Source organism: Kocuria turfanensis (assembly GCF_001580365.1).
GTDB classification, from domain to species: Bacteria; Actinomycetota; Actinomycetes; order Actinomycetales; family Micrococcaceae; genus Kocuria; species Kocuria turfanensis.
Map to the genome: position 1 here is coordinate 2,554,292 of NZ_CP014480.1, position 23,563 is coordinate 2,577,854.

Annotated in this window: 23 protein-coding genes; 9 read left to right on the plus strand and 14 right to left on the minus strand. The window is 73.2% G+C overall.

Annotated elements, in window-relative coordinates; translation table 11 throughout:
• Positions 1-338: 338 nt before the first annotated feature.
• Positions 339-974 (plus strand): excalibur calcium-binding domain-containing protein, encoded by a 636-nt coding sequence (locus AYX06_RS20515; protein WP_062735927.1) that lies wholly within the window; start codon positions 339-341, stop codon positions 972-974.
• Between the two features lie 54 nt (positions 975-1,028).
• On the plus strand, positions 1,029-1,706 hold the full coding sequence (locus AYX06_RS11790; RefSeq protein ID WP_232319296.1) for a class F sortase: 678 nt from the start codon (positions 1,029-1,031) through the stop codon (positions 1,704-1,706).
• 60 nt (positions 1,707-1,766) lie between these two features.
• Here the strand turns inward: AYX06_RS11790 and AYX06_RS11795 are convergent, their stop codons facing one another.
• A complete protein-coding gene (locus AYX06_RS11795; RefSeq protein WP_186815647.1) occupies positions 1,767-2,837 on the minus strand; it encodes a GAF domain-containing protein in 1,071 nt (356 codons plus the stop codon).
• A gap of 178 nt (positions 2,838-3,015) precedes the next feature.
• On the opposite strand from AYX06_RS11795, the gene AYX06_RS11800 reads away from it, so the two are divergent.
• From AYX06_RS11800 to AYX06_RS11810, 3 genes are all read left to right on the plus strand, one after another.
• Positions 3,016-4,824: a flavin-containing monooxygenase gene (locus AYX06_RS11800; protein ID WP_062735929.1), complete on the plus strand. Its 1,809-nt coding sequence runs from the start codon at positions 3,016-3,018 to the stop codon at positions 4,822-4,824.
• Positions 4,825-4,968: 144 nt separating this feature from the next.
• Positions 4,969-6,063, plus strand: coding sequence for an AAA family ATPase (locus tag AYX06_RS11805; RefSeq protein ID WP_062735930.1), 1,095 nt, complete (start codon positions 4,969-4,971; stop codon positions 6,061-6,063).
• An 87-nt stretch (positions 6,064-6,150) separates the two neighbouring features.
• The gene (locus AYX06_RS11810; RefSeq protein WP_062735931.1) at positions 6,151-7,122 is read left to right on the plus strand and encodes a CapA family protein; all 972 of its coding nucleotides are present in this window, start codon (positions 6,151-6,153) and stop codon (positions 7,120-7,122) included.
• Positions 7,123-7,132: 10 nt separating this feature from the next.
• Here AYX06_RS11810 and AYX06_RS11815 read toward each other — a convergent pair whose 3' ends face one another.
• The 11 genes from AYX06_RS11815 to AYX06_RS11865 form a co-directional block, all read right to left on the minus strand.
• On the minus strand, positions 7,133-7,954 hold the full coding sequence (locus AYX06_RS11815) for a hypothetical protein (RefSeq protein WP_062735932.1): 822 nt from the start codon (positions 7,952-7,954) through the stop codon (positions 7,133-7,135).
• Between the two features lie 107 nt (positions 7,955-8,061).
• Positions 8,062-8,883 (minus strand): hypothetical protein, encoded by an 822-nt coding sequence (locus AYX06_RS11820; protein ID WP_062735933.1) that lies wholly within the window; start codon positions 8,881-8,883, stop codon positions 8,062-8,064.
• Between the two features lie 156 nt (positions 8,884-9,039).
• Positions 9,040-10,005, minus strand: coding sequence for a 5-oxoprolinase subunit C family protein (locus tag AYX06_RS11825; protein WP_062735934.1), 966 nt, complete (start codon positions 10,003-10,005; stop codon positions 9,040-9,042).
• On the minus strand, positions 9,989-10,897 hold the full coding sequence (locus AYX06_RS11830) for a 5-oxoprolinase subunit B family protein (protein ID WP_084271599.1): 909 nt from the start codon (positions 10,895-10,897) through the stop codon (positions 9,989-9,991). Before AYX06_RS11830 ends, AYX06_RS11825 begins: the two co-directional genes overlap by 17 nt.
• On the minus strand, positions 10,894-12,270 hold the full coding sequence (locus tag AYX06_RS11835) for an acetyl-CoA carboxylase biotin carboxylase subunit (RefSeq protein WP_062735935.1): 1,377 nt from the start codon (positions 12,268-12,270) through the stop codon (positions 10,894-10,896). The genes AYX06_RS11830 and AYX06_RS11835 overlap by 4 nt, the downstream gene beginning before the upstream one ends.
• A gap of 3 nt (positions 12,271-12,273) precedes the next feature.
• Entirely contained in the window at positions 12,274-12,513 is a 240-nt protein-coding gene (locus AYX06_RS11840; RefSeq protein WP_062735936.1) for an acetyl-CoA carboxylase, read from the minus strand.
• Between the two features lie 64 nt (positions 12,514-12,577).
• Complete coding sequence (locus tag AYX06_RS11845; protein ID WP_062735937.1) at positions 12,578-13,330, minus strand: 5-oxoprolinase subunit PxpA; 753 nt, start codon at positions 13,328-13,330, stop codon at positions 12,578-12,580.
• A gap of 145 nt (positions 13,331-13,475) precedes the next feature.
• Complete coding sequence (gene fmdA / locus AYX06_RS11850) at positions 13,476-14,723, minus strand: formamidase (protein WP_062735938.1); 1,248 nt, start codon at positions 14,721-14,723, stop codon at positions 13,476-13,478.
• 16 nt (positions 14,724-14,739) lie between these two features.
• Entirely contained in the window at positions 14,740-15,378 is a 639-nt protein-coding gene (locus AYX06_RS11855; protein ID WP_062735939.1) for an AmiS/UreI family transporter, read from the minus strand.
• Between the two features lie 3 nt (positions 15,379-15,381).
• The gene (locus AYX06_RS20945) at positions 15,382-15,759 is read right to left on the minus strand and encodes an FmdB family zinc ribbon protein (RefSeq protein WP_084271600.1); all 378 of its coding nucleotides are present in this window, start codon (positions 15,757-15,759) and stop codon (positions 15,382-15,384) included.
• A 31-nt stretch (positions 15,760-15,790) separates the two neighbouring features.
• Positions 15,791-16,864, minus strand: a complete 1,074-nt coding sequence (locus AYX06_RS11865; RefSeq protein ID WP_186815646.1) for a substrate-binding domain-containing protein — start codon at positions 16,862-16,864, stop codon at positions 15,791-15,793.
• Positions 16,865-17,117: 253 nt separating this feature from the next.
• Between AYX06_RS11865 and AYX06_RS11870 the strand changes: the two genes are divergently transcribed.
• Positions 17,118-17,540 (plus strand): MarR family winged helix-turn-helix transcriptional regulator, encoded by a 423-nt coding sequence (locus AYX06_RS11870; protein WP_062735940.1) that lies wholly within the window; start codon positions 17,118-17,120, stop codon positions 17,538-17,540.
• 31 nt (positions 17,541-17,571) lie between these two features.
• On the opposite strand, the gene AYX06_RS11875 is transcribed toward AYX06_RS11870, so the two are convergent.
• Positions 17,572-18,507, minus strand: coding sequence for a hypothetical protein (locus AYX06_RS11875; protein WP_062735941.1), 936 nt, complete (start codon positions 18,505-18,507; stop codon positions 17,572-17,574).
• Positions 18,508-18,735: 228 nt separating this feature from the next.
• Here AYX06_RS11875 and AYX06_RS11880 point away from each other — a divergent pair, with 228 nt between their 5' ends.
• Both AYX06_RS11880 and AYX06_RS11885 read left to right on the plus strand, forming a co-directional pair.
• A complete protein-coding gene (locus AYX06_RS11880) occupies positions 18,736-20,451 on the plus strand; it encodes a purine-cytosine permease family protein (protein WP_062735942.1) in 1,716 nt (571 codons plus the stop codon).
• A 68-nt stretch (positions 20,452-20,519) separates the two neighbouring features.
• Entirely contained in the window at positions 20,520-21,443 is a 924-nt protein-coding gene (locus tag AYX06_RS11885; protein WP_062735943.1) for an aminoglycoside phosphotransferase family protein, read from the plus strand.
• A 73-nt stretch (positions 21,444-21,516) separates the two neighbouring features.
• Here the strand turns inward: AYX06_RS11885 and AYX06_RS11890 are convergent, their stop codons facing one another.
• Positions 21,517-22,410, minus strand: a complete 894-nt coding sequence (locus AYX06_RS11890) for an AraC family transcriptional regulator (RefSeq protein ID WP_062735944.1) — start codon at positions 22,408-22,410, stop codon at positions 21,517-21,519.
• Between the two features lie 189 nt (positions 22,411-22,599).
• On the opposite strand from AYX06_RS11890, the gene AYX06_RS11895 reads away from it, so the two are divergent.
• Positions 22,600-23,544, plus strand: a complete 945-nt coding sequence (locus AYX06_RS11895; protein WP_062735945.1) for a helix-turn-helix domain-containing protein — start codon at positions 22,600-22,602, stop codon at positions 23,542-23,544.
• Positions 23,545-23,563 lie beyond the last annotated feature (19 nt).

The window sequence follows — 23,563 nt, forward strand, 5'->3', positions numbered from 1 at the left end:
GGGACCCGCTCCTGCCAGCCCGGGCCTCGGCACACCAGCTGGAAAACGTCGGGTGCACCAGGGCCATCGACAGTCACGAAGGGCGCCTGGGGCATCCTCTTGGCCCAACCGCCGGGCGTCCCCACCGGAGGTCTTCAGTAGTGCTGTGTCCCCCAACCGGGGGACTCAGCTTTCCTGCCGGACGCGGATGTCGAGGCTGATTGCTATGCCAAGAACGTTATCGACACTGACCAACACCGTTTTTTGCGGTTTCTTCGTCCCTTTGCACCGACAAACAATCACCCTCCTTATGATGAGTGTGCAATGAATCACATGCACCCATTTGCGGAGGAATCGCGATGAAGAAGACTGCAGCAGCACTGGCGGCACTGGCCGCCGCCGGGTTCACGGGGTTGTCGATGGCACCGGCCTCGGCTCAGATGTTCCAGAACTGCACGGACGCCAACAATGCCGGCTACTACAACATCCCGGCGTCGTCCGCCGCCTACAGCCTCGATCTCGACGGCAACGAGGACGGCGTCGCCTGCGAGGGCGGCGGCACTTCGGTCTACATCTTCCCGACGCCCGACACTCCGGTCGCGCCGAACCCCACCGATGTCGTGCAGGACGGTGTCGTCCAGAACCCTGCCGTCTTCGACAACTGCACCGAGGCCCGCGCTGCCGGCCGGGTCAACATCCCCGTCGGTGACCCCGCGTACGCCCTGCACCTCGACGCCGACCGGGACGGCTTCGGCTGCGACGCCGACGGCACGGACGACGGCGTGCAGTACCAGGAGATCGTCGACTGGGTGCCGGAGGACTGGAACAACGGTGGCCAGGGCTACGACCAGGTCGGTCAGGTGCCGGTCGGCGGTGCCGACACCGGCGTCGAGGGCGAGTCCGCCGCGCCCGGTCTCGCGCTCGCGGGCGGCCTGACCCTGGTGGCCGCGGCCGGCGTGACCGTTGTGGCCCGCCGCCGCGCCGTCCGAGCCTGAGACACGGCTCGTCGGCAACCAGCAGGCAAGGGCAACGGGATAAGTTTCGTGTCCGTGCTGACGCTCTTCCGCGACCGCCGCAGCGGCTTCCTGGCCGCTGCGGCGGTGGCCGCCCTGCTGGTCACCGGCTGCGCCCAGGGATCCGAGGGTGATCCGGGAGCGGACGCGACAGGCCCATCGTCCCCGTCTGCCCCTTTCGCGACCACGGGACCGTCCGCGAACCCTTCCAATCCGGCGCCCGGGCCGGCGATTGAGTCAGCAGACAGCCAAGTGCCCATGGAGGAGTCGGTGCCGGTCTCCGTGCGCATCCCCGCCATCGGAGCCCAGTCCGAACTGCTGCACCTGGGCCTGCGTGAGGATCGCACGCTGGACGTGCCGCCCGGAATTCCGGGCTCGCCCGCGTCCTGGTACAACCAATCGCCCACACCGGGAGAGCGCGGGCCGGCGGTCCTCCTCGGCCACGTCAATGCGACCGACGGCGGCCCCGGCGTCTTCGCCGGACTGCGCGACCTGGCGCCGGGGGACACCATCGAGGTGGCGCGAGAGGACGGCTCGACTGCGGTGTTCACTGTGGAGCGGGCTGAACAGTACTCCAAGGACAGCTTCGACACCCAGGCCGTCTACGGGAACACCGAGCGGCCCGAGCTGCGGCTGATCACCTGCGACGGCTACAACACCTTCACAGGCGAGTTCGACGACAACTACGTCGTCTTCGCTACTTTGGTCGGCTGAAACGCTCTCTCGGCCGGGCGCAGCGCTCGACCAACCCGCACGGACGACGTCCGCCCCGCTTCACCCGTGCCGGTAGGTCTGTCCCATCTCGGTGTGTGACCAGCGGGCCTCGATCCGGGGGTCGCCGCTGCGCCGCACGGCCGCCGCGGTCTCCCGGTCCAGCTCGGAGCGCCACTCCTCGATGGTGAGCAGGTCCGAGGACCGCAGCAGCGGCTGCCGGTAGATGTTCAGGGCCCGGGCCACGTCGCCCTGCTCGAGGGCGCTCCGGAGTCGCGAGACGTCGCTGGTGACCGCCGTCGGGTCGGCGAAGCGGTACGGGCCGGTGGTGATCACCGCGCCGATCCTGCGGCGCACACGGTGGATCTCCGTGCGGACCGTGCCCGGGGTGCCGCGCTCGCCGTAGAGCTCGTAGGCCATCTCCTCGGCGCTCCACCCGCGCTCGCGCAGACTGAGCAGCGCCAGGATCTCCGCCGAGCGCGTCGGCAGGGGGAACCAGTCCCCGCCGCCCACGCGGGCCGTGGCCGGCTCGGCCAGCAGGCGCAGCTCCAGGGACGGGGTGCCGGTGCCGCGGGCGGCGTGCGGCGGCGAGGGCGCCTGGGCGGCGAGCAGCGTCTCGACGACGCGCGCGGCCGAGCGCACCAGGCCCCGGGTGTCCGGGGTGGCGGTGCCCCGGGGGCCGGAGAGGTCGATGACGCCGAGCACCTCACCGCTGCCCGGGTGCCGCACCGGGGCGGACGTGCAGTCCCAGGCGCTGTGGGAGCGGGCGAAGTGCTCCGTTCCCCGCAGCTCCTCCGGGGCTCCGGTGCGCAGCGCCTGGGCGATCGCGTTGGTGCCCACGCCGTGCTCGTCCCAGCCGGCGCCCTCGACGAACCCGAGCCGGTCGGCGCGCCCCAGCGGCGAGCGCCCTCCGCGCCGCCACAGCACCGTGCCGTCCGGTCCCGCGAGGACCGCGACCCGGGCCTCGGCGGCGTCGCGGGCGACGCCCAGCAGATCGGCGACGACATCGACGTGCGCTCCCAGCGGGGAGAGCGCCCGCTGGTGCTCCACCTCGTGGTCCGGGAGCACCTCCCGCGGGCCGTCCAGGTCCCGGGACATGCCCCGGGCGGCGCACCGCTCCCAGGCGGAACGCACCCGTTCCGGTGCTCCGGCCGATCCGCAGCTGTCCACAGCGCACTCCTCCGTCCTCGGTGCCCGCCCTCCGCGTGCGTCCTGATGCAACGTCGCGGAAACCCCCGCGGCTCCACAGTGGTGACACGCATCACACCGGACCCTATGCCACCGGGCGTCCGGCGTACATGGAGGAGGAACCATGACCGACATCGACACCGGAGTGCGCGCCGGAACAGAGACCGCCCGTACCTGGCTGGCGTCCCTGGAGCACGCCCTCACCGCCGGGAACGCGGACGCGGCTGCGGGACTGTTCGAGGAGGACGGCTTCTGGCGCGACTTCCTGGCCTTCACCTGGAACCTCAAGACCCTGGAGGGCCGCGAGCAGATCTGCCGGATGCTCGCGCAGACCCTGCCGCACGTCCGGCCCTCCGGGTGGGAGGTCGAGGGCGAACCGACCACGGCGGACGGCGTCACGGAGTGCTGGGTGCGCTTCGAGACCGCCGCCGGCTCCGGATGGGGCTACCTGCGCCTGCGCGACGGCAAGGCGTGGACCCTGCTCACCACGCTGCAGGACCTGCGCGGCTTCGAGGAGAAGAAGGGCCCCCGGCGGGACCGCGGCGTCGTCCACGAGATCACCCGGGAGCGCACCACCTGGCTGGAGCGGCGCCGAGCGCGGGAGGAGGCCCTGGGCCGCAGCGAGCAACCGTACTGCCTCGTGGTCGGCGGCGGGCAGGGCGGGATCGGCCTGGCCGCCCGGCTGGGCCGCCTGGGCATCCCCACGATCGTGGTGGACAAGCACGAGAAGGCCGGCGACGCCTGGCGCAACCGCTACAAGTCCCTGCACCTGCACGACCCGGTCTGGTACGACCACATGCCCTACCTGCCGTTCCCCGACGACTGGCCGGTGTTCCCCGCCAAGGACAAGGTCGCGGACTGGCTGATGCACTACGCCGACATCATGGAGCTCAACTACTGGGCCAGGACGGAGTGCCGGTCGGCCGAGTGGAACGAGCAGGCCGGGACCTGGACCGTCGTCGTGGACCGCGACGGCGAGGAGATCGTGCTGCACCCCACCCAGCTGGTCTTCGCGCTGGGGGTCTCCGGGTACCCGCGGATCCCGGAGTTCCCCGGCGCCGAGACCTTCCGGGGCGCGCAGCACCACTCCTCCGCCCACGCCGGGGGCGACGACTGGGCGGGCAAACGGGCCGTGGTCATCGGCTCCAACAACTCCGCCCACGACATCTGCGCCGACCTCTGGGAGCACGGGGCCGAGGTCACCATGGTCCAGCGCTCCTCGACCCACATCTCCCGCAGCGATTCCCTCATGGACCTCGTCCTCAAGCCGCTCTACTCCGAGGAGGCCCTCGAGGCCGGCATCACCACGGAGCAGGCGGACATGCTCTTCGCCTCCTGGCCCTACCGCGTCCTGCCGGACGTGCAGCGGCCCGCGTTCCAGGAGATGGCCGAGCGGGACCGGGACTTCTACGAGGCGCTCGAGGCGGCCGGCTTCGACCTCGACTTCGGCGAGGACGGCTCCGGGCTGTTCCTGAAGTACCTGCGCCGCGGCTCCGGCTACTACATCGACGTGGGCGCCTCCCAGCTGATCATCGACGGCCGGGTCCGGCTGGCCTCCGGGCAGGTCGACCACCTCACGCAGGACGCGGTGGTCCTCGACGACGGGACCGAGTTGCCGGCGGACCTGGTCGTCCACGCCACCGGCTACGGGTCCATGAACGAGTGGCTCGCCGACCTCATCTCCCCGGAGGTCGCCGACCGCGTGGGCAAGTGCTGGGGCTACGGCTCGGACACGACCCGGGACCCCGGGCCCTGGGAGGGGGAGCTGCGGAACATGTGGAAGCCCACCAACGTGGAGAACCTCTGGATCCACGGCGGAAACCTGCACCAGAGCCGGCACTACTCCAAGTACCTCGCCCTGCAGCTCAAGGCCCGGATGGAGGGCCTTCCCACCCCGGTCTTCGGGCTCGAGGAGTCCCACCACCCCCGGTGACCACAGCGGCTCCGCGGGAGGGACGCGCCGGGACCCGATGTAGCGGCGATGAGGGCGGCGCCTCACACCGGGTCCCGGCGGAGTACGCTGGACGCACCGGATTCACAAGATTCACACCATTCACCGACATACACAGGGGGCGCCGTGGACAACCCCTTCCGGCCCACCGCCGGGGCGTCGCCGCCCGAGCTCATCGGCCGGGCCGGGGTCCTGGACGAGTTCGCCTACGGGCTGCGCCTGCGCTCCGGGGCGCCCGGACTGCTCACCATCTTCACGGGCGCCCGGGGCGTGGGCAAGACCGTGATGCTGGGCGCGGCCGAGGACCTGGCCCGCACCCAGGGCTGGGCCGTGGTCTCCGAGACGGCCACGAAGGGCTTTCTGGGCCGCATCGGCCACGCCATGCGCCGGCTGGCCGAGGAGCTCGGCAGCGGGCCCCAGGGCCGGCGGCTCACCGCCGTCACCGCGGCGGGCTTCGGCTTCACCACCCAGTTGCCGCCCCAGCAGCAGCTGGAGTGGCGCGAGGAGGGCCTGCGCCTGCTGCACCTGCTGGAGGAGCAGCGGACCGGCCTGGTCATCACCGTGGACGAGATCCACGCCGCCGACCGGCAGGAGATCGCCCAGCTGGCCGCGGACGTGCAGCACTTCATCCGCGCGGACCTGCCCGTCGCCCTGCTCTTCGCCGGCCTGCCGGCGGCGGTCTCGGACCTGCTCAACGAGGGGGTGGCCACGTTCCTGCGCCGGGCCGACCGGATCGACCTGCACGCCGCCGCCGTCGACGAGGTCCAGCGCTCCTACGCGGAGACCTTCGCGGCGGGCGGGTTCACGCTCACCGAGGGCCAGGCCCGCCGTGCCGCCGAGGCCACCGGCGGCTACCCCTTCCTGATCCAGCTGGTGGGATACTTCCTGTGGCAGGAGGCCGAGAAGGTCTCGCCCGTGCTCACCGATGCGATGGTGGACCAGGCGGTCGCCGCCGCCCGCCGCCGGAACGAGCGCGTGGTCATCGAGGCGGCGCTCTCCACGGCCTCCCCGCGGGACCTGGACGTCCTGCGGGCCATGGCCGAGGACGACGGGCCGTCCACCGCCGGGGACATCGGCGCCCGGATCGGGGCCCGGCCGAACACCGTGGGCAACTACCGGACCCGGCTGATCGACGCCGGGCTGATCGAGCCGGCCGGCTACGGGCTGGTCCGCTTCGCCATCCCGGGCCTGCGGGAGCACCTGCGCCAGGGCCGCGCGTAGCCCCCACGAGTTCCCTGCGAGGCCTCCGCGCGCCTTGTCCCCGCCGGGGCGCCGGCGCACCATGGGAGCAGACCGAGGGGGTGGGTCATGCGGATCGCGATGGTCGGCGACGTCATGCTGGGCCGCCTGGTCAACGAGCGGCTCCGGCGGGAGGACCCGGCCTATCCGTGGGGCGACGTGCTGCCCCTGTTCGAGCAGGCGGACCTGCGGTTCGCGAACCTCGAGTGCGTGCTCGCCGACGGCGGGACGCCGTGGCCGCGCAAGACCTTCCACTTCCGCTCCGACCGCAAGAACATCGCCAGCCTCGAGGCGGCGCACCTCGACGTCGTCTCCCTGGCCAACAACCACGTGCTCGACGTCGGCGTCCCCGCGCTGCAGGACATGCTGCCCCTGCTCGACGCCCACGGCATCCGGCACACCGGGGCGGGGCCGGACGCCGCGGCGGCCCGCGAGCCGGCGCTCCTCACCGCGGCCGGAACCACGGTCGGGGTCCTCGCCTTCACGGACAACGAACCGCGCTGGGCGGCCGGGCCCGGCGCCCCGGGGATCTTCCACGTGCCCGTCCGGCTCGGGGATGCTCGTGGGCAGCAGCTGCTGGAGCTCGTCCGGGAGACCCGCCGGCGCACCGGCCTCCTCGTCGTCTCCGCCCACTGGGGGCCCAACTGGGGCGTGGAGGTGCCGGAGGAGCACCGCGCCTTCGCCCACGCACTGGTGGAGGCGGGGGCCGACGTCGTCGTCGGGCACTCCGCGCACATCTTCCGCGGGGTCGAGGTCGTGCGCGGGCGGCCGGTGGTCCACAGCGCCGGGGACTTCGTCGACGACTACGCGGTCGACCCCGAGGAGCGCAACGACCAGTCGTTCGTCTTCCTGCTCGACGTCCGGGACGGCCGTCCCCGGGAGCTCCGCCTGGTCCCCACCGTGATCGCGGACTGCCGGGTGATGCGGGCGGGTCGGGAGGCGCGGGCGATCGCCGCCCGGATGGAGCAGCGCAGCGCCGCGCTGGGGACCCGGTGCCGCTGGCTCGAGGAGGAGCGGTGCCTGCAGGTTCCGCTGGCGTGACGCCGGGGGCTCACTCCTCGATCTTGCGGGCCTGCTCGTCCCAGGCGGCGTGGGCGTCCCGGTTCTCGGTGGGGGCGTAGGTCTCCCGCAGAGCCCGCAGCGCGGCGTTGCGCTGCTGGGCCAGGGACTCCGCGGCAGCCCTGGTCGCGGCGTCCTCGCGGGCCTGGGCCCGGGCGGCGGTCACGGCGTCCATGATGGCCTCCACGCCCAGGGCGCCGCCCTCCAGGTAGGCGGTGCGGACCTGCCGGTCCGGGTGGTAGAGGTACTGGTCGTTGACCTGGCCGAGGCTGGTGTCGAACTCGTCGTCGGTGCGGTCGGAGATCATGGCCACCGTGCGGTCCAGACAGGCGTCCAGCTGCTCGAGCAGGTGGTGCACCCGGGCGCTGGTGCGCAGCGACCACAGGGCCCGCCCGTGCTGCCGCAGCCGGTCCGCGTTCCACTCCGCCTGCGGGACCACGGCCAGCGTCCCGGCGAGGAGCCGGGGATCCCGGTTGCCGTCCTGCGGGGGCAGGGAGCGCAGGTGCCAGGAGATCCACGCCGTGCGCATGTTGGACGCGCCGGTCGCCCGGGCGTCCTCCACCGCCCGCTGCCCGGTCCGCCGGTTCACGACCGGCGGCGGGCCGGCCCCGGTATCCGGGACCCCGATCTCCTGGGCCGCCCGGAGCTGGCTCCGGATGAACCCCGCGCTCAGCCAGACGAGCAGGCCGAGCAGGGCCAGGGCGATGATGACCACTCCGCCGAGGATCAGGAAGCGGAACAGGCCGAGGAAGACGATCACGGCGAGCAGGACGAGCCACACGGTCGCGCTGCTGCTGCCCTGGGTGTTCTTCATGGTGGGTCCCCCCGAGAACCACGAGTCCTGAGCACCCAGTGTAGTCGTCACCGGCGCCGGGGGACCGGGGCCGGTGGGGCCGATCTGGGCGTGCTCACCCGGAGCGGTCACTCCCCGGCGCGGCGGGCCTCCTCGTCCCAGGCGGCGTGGGCGTCCCGGTTCTCGGTGGCCTGCCGGGTCTCCCGCAGGGCCCGCAGCGCGGCGTTGCGCTGCTGGGCCAGGGACTCTGCGGAGGCGCGGGTGGCGGCGTCCTCGCGGGCCTGGGCCCGGGCGGCGGTGATGGTGCCCATGATGGTCTCCACGCCCTGGGCGCCGCCCTCCAGGTAGGCCGCGCGGACCTCGCGGTCCGGGTGGTAGAGGTACTGCTCGTTCGTCTGCCCGCGGCGGGTGTCGAACTCCTCGTCGGTGAGGTCGGAGATCATGGCGGCCACCCGGTCCAGGCGGGCCTCGACGTCCGCGCGCGACGAGCGACCGGCGGTTCCGCCGCGCCGGGCCCAGACGGCGCGCCCGTGCATCCGCAGCTGGGTCAGGTTCCACCCGGGCTTGGGGATCACGGCCAGCCGCTCGACGACGGACGCGGCGTCGGCGCTCTGCGGTGCGGTGGTCCCGGGGCGGATCTGCCACTCCAGCCAGGCGGTGCGCATGTCGTTCCGGCCGGCGCGCCGGGACTCCTCGAGCACGGCGTTCCGGCCCCGCCGGGTCTTCTCCGCGGCCGCCGCCGCGGCCCGCTTCCGGCCCACCGTGCTGCGGAACAGGGTCCTGGTGACCAGCACGACCACGGTGAGCGAGCCGAGGACCACGGCGGCGCCGACGAAGAACTCCCAGTGCTCGACCACGAAGGAGTAGATCCAGCCGAGGATCCCCAGCACGATCAGGGCCAGGCAGCCGACCCCCGTGGCCCCGCCGGTGTTGCTGTCGCTGCTCGCCATCCCGCGCCTCCCCCTCCGAGTTCGCTTAAGACATCAGGGTAGGCGGGACCCCGGACGCGACAGCGGCGCGACCGGTTCATGACGGCCCGGGAGCCAGCGGCCCGGGAGCCAGCAGCGCGGGAGGCGGCGGCCCAGGCGATGACGGCGCCGCCGCGGCTACAGCGCCCAGAGCTCCTCGAGCCGCTGGGCCCGCTCCCGTCGGGCCGCGTGGGCCTCCTCCAGGTCCACCGCCCGGAACCGGGTGACAGTGCCGGGGGTGGCCCGGGCCAGCAGGTCCATGTCCGCGGAGATCACCGTGCCCACCATCGCGTAGCCGCCGCCGGAGACCGCGTCCCGGTGCAGCACGATCGGCTGGGTGCCGCCGGGGATCTGGATCGAGCCCACGGCGTAGCCGGCGTCGACGATGTTGGAGGGGTCCGAGCCGGCCCCGAAGGGCTGCTCCCGCTCGATCCACTCCACGCCGGGGCCCTCGAAGCGCAGGCCCATGCGGTCGGCCACCGGGGTGAGCTTCCACTCCTCCTCGACCAGCCGGCGCCGGCCCTCGTCGGTGAGCAGGTGGTCGTAGAGCCCCCACACGATCCGCAGCTCCAGCGGCCCGCCGGACGCGGGCCGGTGGGACGCGGGAATCTCCTCGATCGAAGGCAGCAGACCGGTCGGCTCGCCCACGGGCACCACGTCCCCGGCCTCCAGCTTCCGGCCGTGGAGCCCGCCCAGCCGCCCGATCGCGTAGGTGGAGCGGGAGCCGAGCACCTGCGGCACGTCGATGCCGCCGCGGATCGCCAGGTAGAACCGGGCGCCGCCGCGGATCACCCCGAACTTCACGGCGTCGCCCTCGGCCAGCTCGATCCGCGTCCAGGGCGGGCGCTCCTGCCCGTTGACCAGCAGGGGCACGTCGGCGCCGGCCACCGCGATCGTCGTCGGGGCGTCCACCGTGAAGGAGGGGCCCATGTAGGTGCACTCCAGCACGGCCTCCTCGGCGGAGTTGCCCACGAGCTTGTTGGCGGCCTGGGCGGACTCCTGGTCCATGGCCCCGCCCTGCGGGATGCCTACGTTGTAGTAGCCGAACCGCCCCTGGTCCTGGACGGTGGTCAGCAGCCCGGGCTGCTCAATTCTCAGCGCCATCGAGGGCCTCCAGGAGAGTGCGGTTGTAGGTGTCGGGGTCGGCGAGCGCGGCTTCGACGTCGAAGGTCACGGGCGCCTGCTTGAACCGCCAGGTGCCGGCCTCGACCTGCTCCTGGATGGACCGGTACTCGGCCTCGTCGACCGGCCGGAACTTCACGAGGTCCCCGGGCCGGAAGAGGATGAGGAAGTCCCGGAAGTCGGGCAGCTCCTGGGCCGGGTCGTAGATGGGGGCGGCGGCGATGCCGAACATCTGGTAGCCGCCGGCGCCGCGCACGGAGTAGATGCAGGCGAAGCACCCGCCGTGGCCCACGGTCAGCGGGGGCGTGTCCGTGCGGGGGCTGAGGTACTTGGGCACCTCCAGCTGCCGCTCCCGGGGGACCAGCTGGTACATGAACGGCAGCCCGGCCACGAACCCCACCATGGACACCAGCCACGGGGACCCGTGGTGGCGGCGGATGAACTCGGCGGCGTCGGACAGGCCGTTGACGTGGGCGGCGTAGTCGAGGTCGGTGCCGGAGGGGTCCTGGTGGTAGCCCTCGCGGAAGCGCTGGACGACCTCGGCGGTGTAGGGGTCCTGGTACCAGACCGGGACCTCGATGATCCGGGTCTGCGCCCGGTGCTGGGTGGAGGTGCGGGCCTGGCTCTCGAGCTCCTGGGCGCGGCGCTTGAGTTCCTCCGGGGCGAGGACGTCGGGGTCGAAGCGCACCAGCAGGGAGGCGTTGGCGGGGCAGACGTCCACCACGCCCTCGAGCTCGAGCCCGGTGAGGCCCTGGGCCACCGTGGTGGCCAGGTAGTTGGCGGTGAGGTTCATCGCCTCGTCGAACTCCACGAACAGGAACTCGTCCCCGCCCCAGGTGTAGCGGGCGGTGGGCAGGTGCAGGGTCTCGGTCACGGTGTGCTCCCTCCGCTGGGCGGTCCGCCGAGCAGCTCGGTCTCGATCCAGGTGGTGTGGTGCTCCACGGCCGCGAACACCGGGTCCAGCACGAGCCGCTGCAGCAGCGGCACGGTGGTCCGGACCCCCTCGATGTGCGTGGCGGCGAGGGCCGCGCCCATCCGCTGCACGGCGGTGCCGCGGTCCTCGGCGTGCACGATCAGCTTGGCCAGCAGCGAGTCGTAGTACGGGGCCACGGTGTCCCCGGCGCGCACCCCGCTGTCCACGCGGTAGTGCTCGCCCTCGGGCCAGTCGAGCCGGCTGATGGTCCCGGGGCTGGGCAGGAAGTTCCTCTCCGGGTCCTCGGCATTGATCCGGCACTCCACGGAGTGGCCGGTGAAGGTGATGTCCTCCTGCCGCAGCTGCGTCCGCCCGGTCGAGGCGATCCGCAGCTGCTCGGCCACGAGGTCCACGCCGGTGACGAACTCCGTGACCGGGTGCTCCACCTGCAGGCGGGTGTTCATCTCGATGAACGCCGCCTCGTGCCGGACGGGGTCGTAGAGGTACTCCACCGTCCCCACCCCGGTGTAGCGGCAGAGCCGGGCCAGGTCCACGGCGGAGTCCCTCATGCGCTCGCGGACCGCGTCCGGCAGGTCCGGGGCGGGGGCCTCCTCGACGATCTTCTGCGAGCGGCGCTGCAGGGAGCAGTCGCGGTCGCCCAGGTGCAGGAACGTCTCGCCGTCCCCGAGCACCTGGACCTCCACGTGCCGGGCCCGCTCGACGAAGCGCTCCAGGTACACCGTGGTGTCCCCGAAGCTCGCCCCGGCCTCGGACCGGGCGGTGTCCACGGTGCGCAGCAGGTCCTCCTCGGCCCGCACCAGGCGGATGCCGCGCCCGCCGCCGCCGGCCGAGGCCTTGATCACCAGCGGGTACCCGACCTCCCGGGCCAGCGCCAGGACGGCGTCGTCGTCGCCCTCCAGGGGGCCGTTGGACCCGGCGAGCACGGGCACCCCGGCGGCGATCGCGGCCTCCAGGGCGCGGGTCTTGTGGCCCATGAGGTCGATGACCTCGGGGGAGGGGCCCACCCAGGTCAGCCCCGCCTCCTGGACGCGGCGGGCGAACGCGGCGTTCTCGGAGAGGAAGCCGTAGCCGGGGTGCACCGCGTCGCAGCCGTGCTCCCGGGCCGCGTCCACGAGCGCCTCCGCGTTCAGGTAGGACTTCTGGGCCGGGGCGGGCCCGACGACGGCGACCGCGTCGGCGAGGCCCGCCGCCATCGAGTCCTGGTCGGCCTCGCTGACGGCCAGGACCGTGCGCAGGCCCGCGCTGCGGGCGGAGCGGAGGATCCGGACCGCGATCTCGCCCCGGTTGGCCACCAGCAGCGTGGAGATCGCCACGGCTCAGCTCTCCGCGACGACGGCGATGACGTCCCCGGGATGGACCATGTCCCCGTCATCGATCCGGAAGCCCTCCAGGGTGCCGGCGGACTCGGTCTGGACCTCCGAGAACTGCTTCATCACCTCGATGAGGCCGATGACCTGACCGGCCTCGACCCGGTCGCCGTCCTGCACGAAGGGGTCCTTGTCGGGGGAGGGGCGGCGGTAGAAGACGCCGGGGAGCGGGGACTGGATCTCGGCCATGTCGGTCCTTTCGGTCGGTGCTGCGGCTGGTTCCTGCTGGTGGTCTCCTGGCCCGCCCGCCGGGTCAGCCGGCGGGGACGCGGGCGTCGATCGCCTCCCGCACGGCGCGGGCGACCGCCGGCGCCCCGGGGGCGTCCGAGTGCACGCAGACGGACTCGAAGCGCATGGGCAGCTCCGTGCCGTCCTCGGCGCGCACGGTGCCCTGCTCCAGGGCCTGCGCCACCCGTTCGGCGGCGGCCCGCGGGTCGGTGGTGTGCGGGGTGCGCTGGATGATCAGCCCGCCCTCGGCGTTGTAGTCCAGGTCCACGTAGAGCTCGGCCACGAACGGCACGCCGCGCTCGGCGCACACCGCCTCGTGGGCGGTGCCGGCCATCCCGAGCACCGCCACCCCGTAGTCGGCGGCGACCGCGGCCACGGACTCCATGAGCGCGGGGTCCTTGGCGACCATGCCGTAGAGCGAGCCGTGCGGCTTGAGGTGGTGCAGCTCCGCGCCGTGCTGGAGCAGGAAGCCGGTCAGGGCGCCCACCTGGTAGCGGACCAGGGACTCGACCTCCTCCGGGGTGAGCACCATGGCGCGGCGGCCGAAGCCCCACTGGTCCGGGAGGGAGGGGTGCGCCCCGATCCGCACGCCGTGGGCCACGGCGCCGGCGACCGTGGCGGACATGATGTCCGGGTCCCCGGCGTGGAAGCCGCAGGCGACGTTGGCGAGGTCCACCACCTGCAGCAGCTCCGGGTCGTTGCCGAAGCGGTGCAGGCCGATGCCCTCGCCCATGTCGGAGTTGACGGTGGGCCGGGTGCGGGTCTGTGGTGTGGCCATGGTCACAGCCTAGGGATGCGATGCGCCCGGGGGAACGGGCAGGGACAACAGTGATGCGCAGGTGTCGGGCCCGTGGCGCGGCGCGCCGCCCGGGACGGCCCCGCCCGGGTCCCTCCCGGGCGGGGCCGTGCCGGGCGGCAACGGCTCAGGAGGTGACGGCCACCTGGCCGCGGTCCCGGTGCACCGGCCCGTCCCCGCCGGGGCGGATGTCCACGTCGAAGATCTCCGTGGGCAGGAAGACGGAGCAGGCGGCGTTGGGGATGTCGACGACGCCGCCGATCCGGCCCTCGATGGGCGAGGTGCCGAGGATGAGGTAGGCCTGTTCGCCGGTGTAGCCCCACTTCTTGAGGTACTCGATGGCGTTGAGACAGGCGTTGCGGTAGGCCTGGGTGGCGTCCAGGTAGAGGTTCGTGTCGTCCCGGTGGTCCACGGAGATCCCGATGAACGTCAGGAACTCCGAGTAGCGCGGTTCCACGCGGCCGGGGATGAAGACCGGGTTGTTGTGGATCCCGTAGGTCTCCATGCCGCCCTTGATCAGGTCGACGTGGAAGTCGATGAACCCGCCCATCTCGATGGCGCCGCAGAAGTTGATCTCGCCGTCGCCCTGGGAGAAGTGCAGGTCGCCGCCGGAGAGGTTCGCGCCGTCGACGAAGACGGGGTAGAAGACGCGGCTGCCCCGGGTGAAGTTCTTGATGTCGTGGTTGCCGCCGTGCTCGCGCGGCGGCACCGTGCGGGCGCCCTCACGGGCGATCCGGTCCAGGAGGTCGCCCTGCGCGGTCCCGCCCAGGGTGTTGTCCTGCAGCGGCGGCAGGGCCAGCGGCGGCACCCGGTCCGGGTCCGTGTCGATGAGCGCCTGCTCGCGCTTGTTCCACCGCGCCAGCAGGTCCGCCGAGGGGGCGGTGCCGAAGAGGCCGGGGTGGGTGATCCCGGTGTACCGCACCCCGGGGACGTGGCGGGAGGAGCACTGCTGGCCCTGGAAGTCCCAGATCGCCTTGTAGGCGTCCGGGAAGTAGTCGGTGAGGAAGCCGCCGCCGTTGATCTTGGCGAAGATCCCGGAGTAGCCCCAGCCCTCCCCGCAGTTGTCACCGACCGTCTGGGGCACCGGGCCGATGTCCAGGATGTCGACGACGAGCAGGTCCCCGGGCTGGGCGCCCTCCACGGCGATGGGCCCGGAGAGCACGTGGCACTTGGACAGGTCGACGTCGCGGACGTCGTTGGCGGAGTCGTTGTTGCCGATCTGGCCGTCGGTCCACTCCCGGCACTCCACGCGGATGTCCGAGCCCGGCTTGACGGTCACCGCCGCGGGGACCTCCGGGTGCCACCGGTTGTGGCCGGGGACCGCCTGGTCCCACATGGACTTGCTCTGGTCGATGCTGAAGATCACTTCAGGCATGGGACTGTCCTTTCATTCAGGTGGCCGGCGTGGACGCCGACCCGGACTCGGAGGAGGTGCCGCGGGCGGCCAGGGCCCGGCCCAGGGGCAGGCACAGCACCAGGAGCAGCACGCCGATGACGGCGATGGCCAGGGCGAGGGCGGTGGAGTCCTGCCACCACCCGGAGAGGAGGACGAAACCGGGGACGCCGGTGGTGACCACGGCGTTGCCGATGGCCAGGACCCCCACGGCCGGGCCCAGGTCCGCCCGGTCGAAGGCCATGAGGACGAAGAAGGCGAACCAGAGGACGGCCCACATCATCCACAGCGCGGTGAACGCGCGGTCCGCCAGCTCGACCCACGTGTACACGGCGAAGCCCACGGCGCTGACGGCCACGACGAGCGAGAACCAGCCCAGCCCGTGGTTGGGCCACCCGGTGATCGCGTTGATGCCCACCCACAGGTAGGTGAAGCCGAAGAAGTACAGCCCCGCGGCCAAGGCGATCTGGGCGGGGTCACCGGCGGCGAAGACGATCAGGTAGGTGGGGGTGAGCACCTGCAGGGCACCCACGAAGAGGTTCAGCGGAGCCGCGGCCCGGGGGCTGATCCGCCCCAGCAGCAGCACCCCGTTGACGAACAGGACCGCACCGACGTAGAGCAGACCGACGGCAGCCATGGGTCACGGCTTCGGGAGCGGCTGGTGCGGACCCGCGGGCCTGCGGTCCGCGGCGACGGGAGCGGCTCCGGTGAACGGGCTCCACCGCCGGCTTCGCGGCCTCGGCGCCCCGCCGGGCAGGGAGTGCACCACCTGCGGCGCCTCCGCGCTGGCCTCCGCGGCCTCGGCCGCGCGATGCAGCCCGGCAGGCGTGGTGCGCAGCGCCGGTGGGGTGAACACCCGCCGGGAGGGGCCGCCGCACCCCGGGCACGGGTGCGTGGGTCTCACCGCGGACATGGGCTGGACGACTTCGAAGTCCGAGCACTCGGCGCATCGGAACACGTACGTGGCCATCGCTACCTCCCAATGTTTCCAGGTGACGTCTATTTCAGGTGGAAACATCGGGGGAGTCAGCGGTCCGGGCGATCGGGGACTAAGGTTTCGGCGGCCCGCCCCGGCACAGGGTCTCGATCACCTCGAAGTCGAAGCCGTCCGGGACGGCGAGGTGGATCGGCTGGTCGGTCCGGTGCTGTGCCATGGTCATGGCGCCCCGGGGTCCGTCGTAGCCGAAGCCCTGGGCGGCCGCCATCAGGCGGGGCACCTCGAAGCTGCCGGCCCGGTGGGCCAGGGACTGCAGCATCAGCAGCCCCTCGTAGCAGGACTCGGCCATCTCGTTCAGCGGCGGTGCGTCGGGTCCGTGGTCGGCCACGTAGGAGGTGCACAGCTGCAGCGCCGAGGCGGTGGCCAGGGACCGGAAGTAGGAGGCGCTGACGAACAGGTCCCGCGTGGCCTCGCAGCCGCTGGCCAGCAGCATGTTCTCCTCCATCAGCGGCGTGTAGCGCAGCAGGCGGTCGTCGAGCCCGCGGGCGGCGAACATGCGGTGGAACTGCACCGCGTCCTGTCCGACGAGGTAGAGCAGCACGCCGTCGGCGCCGCTGCGGGCGACGGCGTCCAGCGTCCCGGAGAAGTCCCCGGTGCCGAGCGGGACGAAGGCCGCGCCCACCAGCTCGAGGTCGAGCTCGTGGGCGAAGCGCTCGGTCACCCGCGCCGACACCCGCGGCCAGACGTAGTCGTCCCCGACGATGAACCAGCGGTGGGCCCTGCGCCGGTCCCGCAACCACCGCAGGGCCGGGCCCACCTGGTGCTCCGGGGTCTCACCGGTGCAGAACACGCCGGGCCGGCGCTCCCCGCCCTCGTAGAGCGAGGTGTACGCGTACGGGATCCGCCCGGCGGTCAGCGGGGCGAGGGCCTCCCGCACCGCGGAGATGTGCCAGCCGGTCAGGGCGTCGATCGCTCCGCGCTCGAGGAGACGGCCGACGCGGGCGGTGATCTCCGGGACCGGGGCGCCGCCGTCGACGACCTCGAGGACGACCCTCCGGCCCAGCAGCCCCTCGGCGTTGATCTCCCGGACGGCGGTGTCGGCGACCGCCTCGCACGAGGGGCCGAAGATCCCCGTGGAACCCTGCAACGGGATGACCAGGCCGATGCGCACATCGTCGTTCCGCATAGCACCTTCTACTCCTGGGAATGCCGGAGCGCGCCGCTCCCGGCAGGGAGCGGTCCGAGCGGTGGGCACCACTATGCCCACCGCCGCCCCGGGAGGGAAATGATGACGACGCCCGGGCGGCACCCACGGGCGCGACGGCCTCGGCAGTACCATGAGAACGCAGTCAGCGGCCCCGTCCACCGCGCTCCGCCCCGGCTCCCCGCCGGACCGGGAGCCGGCGGACCCGGGGCCCTCCTCGCGGAAAGGCCGGACCATGCGTCGAGAAGCGACCGCCCCGACGACCCTCAGCATCGACCTCCTGGACCGGGCCGCCACAGCCACCCGTCACGCCCTCGAGCAGGTCCTGGCGCCCCACGAGCTGACCCTCGACGGCTGGCGGGTGCTGCAGACGCTGTGCGTGGACGGCGCCCAGTCCATGGGGCCGCTGAGCGAGGCCACCCGCACCACCGCCCCCACGCTCACCCGGCTCGTCGACCGGCTGGTGGCCCGCGCCCTCGTCTACCGCAACGTGGACCCCGCCGACCGCCGGCGGCTGCGGGTGCACGCCGCCGACCGCGGGCGGGAGCTGCACGAGCAGCTGTGGCCGCCGCTGCAGGAGGCAGAGGCCCTGGCGCTCGCCGGGCTGGCCGACGACGAGCTCGCCACCCTCCGGGACCTGCTGGGGCGACTGGGCTGAACCGACGCCCTCGGCGGGGTGCAGCGCCCGCTCAGCCGCCCTCCGGGTCCGCGCCCCCGTCCGGCGGGGCCGCCCCGGCGACCGCCTCCAGCAGGAAGCAGTACCGCCGGGCGCTGGCGATGGCCGCCTGGTAGCTGAGCGCGGAGATCCCCGCGAAGACGAGCACGAGCACCGTCACGGCCGGCGCCGCGGAGCGCAGGGGACCGGTCAGGGCCACGGGGGTGACCAGGGCGAGCAGGGCCGCGACGAAGACCAGGGTGCAGTACATCTCCAGCAGGGTGCGGGCCTGGTCCAGCTCGGCGTCGACGGCGGAGGGGACCGTGGCCGGGCGGCGCACGATCCCGATGGCCGGCCCCGCAGCACTGATCCGGTCCTCGGTCCGGCGCAGGATGTTGCCCAGCTTCGTCGACAACATGCGCGTCTCCGCCGGGTAGGCCGACTCCTCCTCCAGCCAGTGCTCCACCGTGGCCAGCTCCTCCGGGGTGGCCCGCGTGCGCCACTCCGACCTCCCGGAGGCGGCCTCTTCCGGGGTGCCCGCCCACTCCTGAAGGGCCCTCACCTGATCCTTCCGCCGGGCCTCGATCCGCCGCTTCCGGGTGATCTGCCGCCGGACGAGCATCCGGTGCAGCGCCAGCAGCCCCGGCCGCGGCGCCCAGTGGCCCTGCAGGAACCGCGTGGCCACGTGCGAGAACGGCTGCGTGATCATGGCCGCGACCGCCAGCGTGGGGAGCACGACGAGCGCTGCGGTCACCGCGGACTGGGACAGCGCGACCACGGCGTCCAGCACGGTCCGCAGCGCCCGGGGCAGGTCCACCGCGTGCATCTCCCGGAACTCCAGCAGCAGCGTGAGACCGCCCAGGCCGAAGACCGCCGGGAGCCAGGCGCCGGGATTCAGCAGACCCAGGATCTGCACCAGCAGGTTGTACAGGCCGTCGCGGCCCTGTCCCGGTGGATCGGAGGTGTCCATGCTGCTCCCGTGCCGCGGTGGGGCGGCTCCCCGGCCGCCCTGACGTGGGGCTTCAGTGTGGCCCACCCGGGGTCTCCCGGCCAGTGCCGGCCCCGGTGTGACACACCGGGGCCGGCCGGGCACCCGAGCACGCCACCGCATTTACGACCGTGAAACAGCGATGACACGGCCCGGCCTCACGGCCTCCCTAGGTTCGCAGGCGAGACCCCTCGACCGAAGGAAGCCGCCATGTCCGAGAAGCTCCTCCCGCCACCCGCCGATCCCGCCGCGGGCGCACCCGCCCCGGCCGGGGCGCACGCCCCCGGCGCCCCCGACCGCGACGTCAGCCAGGCCACCAGGGAGTCCCTCGAGGACTACACGCTGCGCTTCGCCCCGCGCTCCTACCGCAAGTGGGGCCCCGGCGTGGTGGCCACCAGCGCCCTGGGCGGCATCGCCTACCTCGCCGACTTCTCCATCGGCGCCAGCATCGGCATGGCGCACGGCACGGCCAACGCCCTGCTCGGCATCCTCGTGGCCGCGGTCATCATCTTCACCACCGGCCTGCCCCTGGCCTACTACGCGGCCCGGTACAACATCGACCTGGACCTGATCACCCGCGGCTCGGGCTTCGGCTACTACGGGTCCGTGGTCACCAACATCATCTTCGCCACCTTCACCTTCATCTTCTTCGCCCTGGAGGGCTCGATCATGGCCCAGGGCCTCGAGCTGGTGCTGGGCATCCCGCAGGCGATCGGGTACGCGATCTCCACGCTCGTCGTGATCCCCCTGGTGATCTACGGGATGAACACCCTGGCCAAGCTGCAGGTGTGGACCACCCCGCTGTGGCTGCTGCTCATGGTCTTCCCGCTCGCCTTCCTCGTGCTCACCAACCCGGGCTCGGTCGAGACCTTCTTCGCCTACCAGGGCGAGAGCGGCGACGGCGGGGTCAGCATCGCCGCGGTCATGCTCGCGGCCGGCGTGTGCCTGTCCCTGATGGCGCAGATCGCCGAGCAGATCGACTACCTGCGCTTCATGCCGCCCAAGACCGCCGCCAACCGGCGCGCGTGGTGGACCGCCGTGGTCCTGGGCGGGCCCGGCTGGGTGGTCTTCGGCGCCCTCAAGCAGGCCACCGGTCTGTTCATCACGGTCTGGCTGCTGGCCAAGCTCGACCCGGCCGCCTCCGCCACCGCGGACGAGCCCGTGCACCAGTTCCTCGGCGTCTACGAGGAGATGATGCCGACCTGGCTGGCGCTCACCCTCGCCCTGATCCTCGTGGTGGTCTCGCAGCTGAAGATCAACGTCACCAACGCCTACTCCGGCTCCCTGGCGTGGACCAACAGCTTCACCCGCCTCACCCGGCACTACCCGGGCCGCATGGTCTTCGTCCTGGTCAACCTCGCCATCGCCCTGGTGCTGATGGAGGCGAACATGTTCGACTTCCTCAACACGATCCTCGGCTTCTACGCCAACTGCGCGATGGCCTGGGTGGTCACGGTCGCCACGGACATCGCCGTCAACAAGTACCTGCTCAAGCTCTCCCCGAAGGTCCCCGAATTCCGCCGCGGCATGCTCCACGCCGTCAACCCGGTCGGCTTCGTCTCGATGCTGCTCTCCGCCGGCATCTCGATCGCCGTGTTCTTCGGGGCCTTCGGCGCCGGCGTGCAGCCGTTCTCGCCGATGTTCGCGATCGGCCTGGCCCTGGTCTGCCCGCCCCTGCTCGCCGTGGCCACCCGCGGGAAGTACTACCTGCGGCGCACCGACGACGGGATCGACCTGCCGATGTTCGACGCCGACGGCAACCCCTCCGACGCCAAGCTCACCTGCCACGTCAGCGGCCTCGAGTTCGAGCGCCCGGACATGCTGCTCTCCGCCGAGCCCGGTCCGCACGGGGAGAAGCAGTACATCTCCTCCCTCGCCCTGGCCACCGACCGGACCGGCCGGTACGTGCTGCCCGCCCAGCCCTGACCGCCGGCGGGGGCTCCGCACCCAGGAGGCCCCGCCCGGGTGCGGAGCCCCCGCCGTACCCTGGGGGCGTGTCCGCCCCCGAGCTCCGTCCGACGACGACGCTGGTGCGCCGCCTCCTGCGGGAGCAGCTGCCCGCCCCGCTGCGGGCGCTGGCCGACCTGCCGCCGGTTCCGGCCACCCAGGGCTGGGACAACGCGATGTTCCGGCTCGGGCCCGCCCACGCGGTGCGCCTGCCGGGCCGGCAGGCCGCCGTGCCCTGCCTGGGGCACGAGCGGCGGTGGACGGCCACCGTGAGCGCCCCGCTGGGCGACCTCGGGGTCGAGGCGCCGGTGCCGGTGTTCCCCGGCCGGCCCGGCGCCGGATACCCCTGGCCCTGGCTGCTCACGCGGTGGGTCGAGGGGGAGGCCGTCGCGCTGCTGCCCGTGACCGGCCGCGACCGGCTCGCCACCGACCTGGCCCGGGCGCTGAGCGCCCTGCACGTGCCCGCGCCGCCGGAGGCCCCGCGCAACCCCTACCGGGGCGTGCCCCTCGCCGACCGGCTCCGCACCGTGCCCGCCCCCTGGCCGGCCACGGCGGCCGCGCTCGGGCCGGGGACCGCCGAGCGGCTCCGGGGCGTCGTCGAGGACGGGGCGCGGGCCGCGCCCTGGTCCCGGCCGCCGGTCTGGCTGCACGGCGACCCGCACCCCTGGAACCTCGTGCACCGCGCCGGACGGCTGGCCGGGCTCATCGACTTCGGCGACGTCTGCGCCGGTGACCCGGCCTCGGATCTCGCCGCCGCGTGGCTGGTCCTCGACGCCCCGCAGCGCGCCGCCTTCCGGGCGCTCGACGACGGCACCGGGCGCTACGACGCCGACGTGCGGCGCCGCGCCGCCGCCTGGGCCGCCCTGTACGCGACCGCGCTGACGGCCGGTCCGGCGGGCGCCGCGCCGGGGTTCGGCGCCGTCGTCGCGCACGTGGTCCGCGGACTTGGTGACACCGGCGGGGCTCGCTAGGTCGCCGGTCCGCGCGCCGTCGAGGGAAGCGTGCCGCCGGCCGCCGGGTCGGACCTCGCACGGGACGGCCGGGTCAGCGGCGCAGGGTGTCCCCGGGCGCCTCCCCGTACTGGTCGCGGTAGGCGGCGGCGAAGCGGCCGGGATGGGCGAAGCCCCAGCGGGTGGCCACCGCGGTCACGGTGGTGCCGGGGGCGCGGCCGGCGGCGAGCAGATCGCGGCGGGCCGCGTCGATCCGGGCCGTGCGCAGGTAGCCCAGCGGCGTGGTGTCGAGGTGGCGGCGGAAGGCCGCCTGCAGGCCCCGCGGGCTCAGCCGGGCCGCCGCGGCGATCTCGGGCAGGCCGATGGGCTCGGCCAGGTGGGCATCGATGAAGGCGACCGCCCGGCGCAGGGCCGCCGGCTGGGCCGCCCCCGGCGGCTCCGGGTCGTTCCCGGCCTCCAGGAAGGTGCTGGGGAAGGTCTGCAGCACGGCGGTGGTCAGGCTGCGCAGGCTCTGGTCGAGGAGCAGCGGGCTGACCGCGGCGACGTCGCCGCTCAGCACGTGCCGGACGACCTGTCCCGCCGTGGCCTGCCAGTACTTCGCGTGCGCCTCGGTGCGGGGGTGGTGCCCGGTGAACCGCAGCCGGAAGTCGGGGCGGCCGGTCAGCGCCCGGGCGTAGTCCTCCACGACCGCGGTCTCCACGGTCAGGGTGCTCAGTCCCAGGCTCTCCCACCGGGCCTCATAGCCGCCCGTGGGGAAGAGGAAGGCGGGTCCGCCGGTGACCTCGGTGCGGTCGGACCGGACGAGGAAGCGGCCGTGGGCCACGCTACCGATGCGCAGCAGCCCCGTGTTGTCGTTGGCGCCGCAGCTGTCCCAGCCGATCAGCCGCAGCCGCTGGGCGGTCAGCGGCCCGAGGGCGGTGATCGACAGCGACATCTCGAACCCTGCCACCGGCTGCGGCAGGCGCAGGCGGCGGTAGGCCCGTTCCATCGCCGCGCGGCCATCCTCCGGATCCCGAGTCCTCAGGACCGACCATCCCTGCGGTGAACCCATGCTCCCAGGCTACCCAGATCGGTCCCGGTCCACAGCGCGTCCTGTCCGTAGACTGGAGGGGGGTCCGGTGGGGGGCAGTGCCCGGGCGTCGAACCCGCACGCAGCGAGTCGATGGGGAGAACTCGGATGAGCGCACCGATCCACCGCGTGGCCACGGTCAGGGAGCCGGATGCCGTCGCATCCCTGTTCGCCGAGGTGCGCGTGCCCTTCTCGTTCGCCCCGGCCCGTCCGGAGTTCCGCTACCGGCACCGCCACGACGGCGACGAGCACCTGTCGGTGGTGCGGCTGGGCATGGACGGAGCGTTCTGCTCCTGGGGCGACACCGAGGTCTTCGGCGTGACCGACGGCCGCGCGACCCGCTACGAGTGGTCCACCGGCGCGGAGGCCGGTACCGGCCTCGGATCCCCGGTGCTGTTCCGCCCGGGTCACCCCACCCTGGTGGTCGGGGACGCCCTGGAGGCGACCACCATCAACCTCACCCGCCCGCTGCTGCAAGGGGTGGCCGACACCGTCTACGGCACCGAGACTTCCGTGGCGTTCGCCTCCGCACGACCGATCACCGACCGGCTGGGACAGTACTGGACCGACCTGGCCGGCATGGCCCGTGACACGGTGGACTCCGCGGCCTTCGCCGAGCCCCTGGTGCGCGCGCAGCTGAGCCGCCACCTGGCCGTGGCGATGCTCGAGTGCTTTCCCCTGGTGGGGGACCGGCGGGAGCGGATCCTGTCCATGGAGGCCCAGACCCGCGTCTACCGCATCGCGGTGGCCTTCTTCGACGGCCACGCCTCCCTGCCCATCACCGTCGAGGACGCCGCCCGCGCCGCCGGCACCACCACCGAGGCCCTGGTGCGCGCCTTCCGCGCCAACCACCCACGAAGCCTCACCCCCGCCGCCTACCTGCGCACCACCCGGCTGGCCGCCGCCCACGCCGACCTGCTCGCCGGCGACCCCGCGCGCGGGGACACCGTGCGGGAGACCGCCGCGCGCTGGGGCTTCTCCCATCCGGGCCGCTTCGCCGGTGCCTACCGGGCGGCCTACGGCGTGCCACCGAGGCGGACCCTCGAGCGGTGACCCCGGGAGCTGCGGGACA

Bases quoted from the DNA above. Each gene is read 5' to 3' on its own strand.
- AYX06_RS20515 (WP_062735927.1), top strand. From the start codon at position 339: ATGAAGAAGACTGCAGCAGCACTGGCGGCACTGGCCGCCGCCGGGTTC.
- AYX06_RS11800 (WP_062735929.1), top strand. From the start codon at position 3,016: ATGACCGACATCGACACCGGAGTGCGCGCCGGAACAGAGACCGCCCGT.
- AYX06_RS11810 (WP_062735931.1), top strand. From the start codon at position 6,151: ATGCGGATCGCGATGGTCGGCGACGTCATGCTGGGCCGCCTGGTCAAC.
- AYX06_RS11815 (WP_062735932.1), bottom strand. From the start codon at position 7,954: ATGAAGAACACCCAGGGCAGCAGCAGCGCGACCGTGTGGCTCGTCCTG.
- AYX06_RS11820 (WP_062735933.1), bottom strand. From the start codon at position 8,883: ATGGCGAGCAGCGACAGCAACACCGGCGGGGCCACGGGGGTCGGCTGC.
- AYX06_RS11825 (WP_062735934.1), bottom strand. From the start codon at position 10,005: ATGGCGCTGAGAATTGAGCAGCCCGGGCTGCTGACCACCGTCCAGGAC.
- AYX06_RS11840 (WP_062735936.1), bottom strand. From the start codon at position 12,513: ATGGCCGAGATCCAGTCCCCGCTCCCCGGCGTCTTCTACCGCCGCCCC.
- AYX06_RS11845 (WP_062735937.1), bottom strand. From the start codon at position 13,330: ATGGCCACACCACAGACCCGCACCCGGCCCACCGTCAACTCCGACATG.
- fmdA (WP_062735938.1), bottom strand. From the start codon at position 14,723: ATGCCTGAAGTGATCTTCAGCATCGACCAGAGCAAGTCCATGTGGGAC.
- AYX06_RS11855 (WP_062735939.1), bottom strand. From the start codon at position 15,378: ATGGCTGCCGTCGGTCTGCTCTACGTCGGTGCGGTCCTGTTCGTCAAC.
- AYX06_RS20945 (WP_084271600.1), bottom strand. From the start codon at position 15,759: ATGTTTCCACCTGAAATAGACGTCACCTGGAAACATTGGGAGGTAGCG.
- AYX06_RS11865 (WP_186815646.1), bottom strand. From the start codon at position 16,864: ATGCGGAACGACGATGTGCGCATCGGCCTGGTCATCCCGTTGCAGGGT.
- AYX06_RS11870 (WP_062735940.1), top strand. From the start codon at position 17,118: ATGCGTCGAGAAGCGACCGCCCCGACGACCCTCAGCATCGACCTCCTG.
- AYX06_RS11875 (WP_062735941.1), bottom strand. From the start codon at position 18,507: ATGGACACCTCCGATCCACCGGGACAGGGCCGCGACGGCCTGTACAAC.
- AYX06_RS11880 (WP_062735942.1), top strand. From the start codon at position 18,736: ATGTCCGAGAAGCTCCTCCCGCCACCCGCCGATCCCGCCGCGGGCGCA.
- AYX06_RS11890 (WP_062735944.1), bottom strand. From the start codon at position 22,410: ATGGAACGGGCCTACCGCCGCCTGCGCCTGCCGCAGCCGGTGGCAGGG.
- AYX06_RS11895 (WP_062735945.1), top strand. From the start codon at position 22,600: ATGAGCGCACCGATCCACCGCGTGGCCACGGTCAGGGAGCCGGATGCC.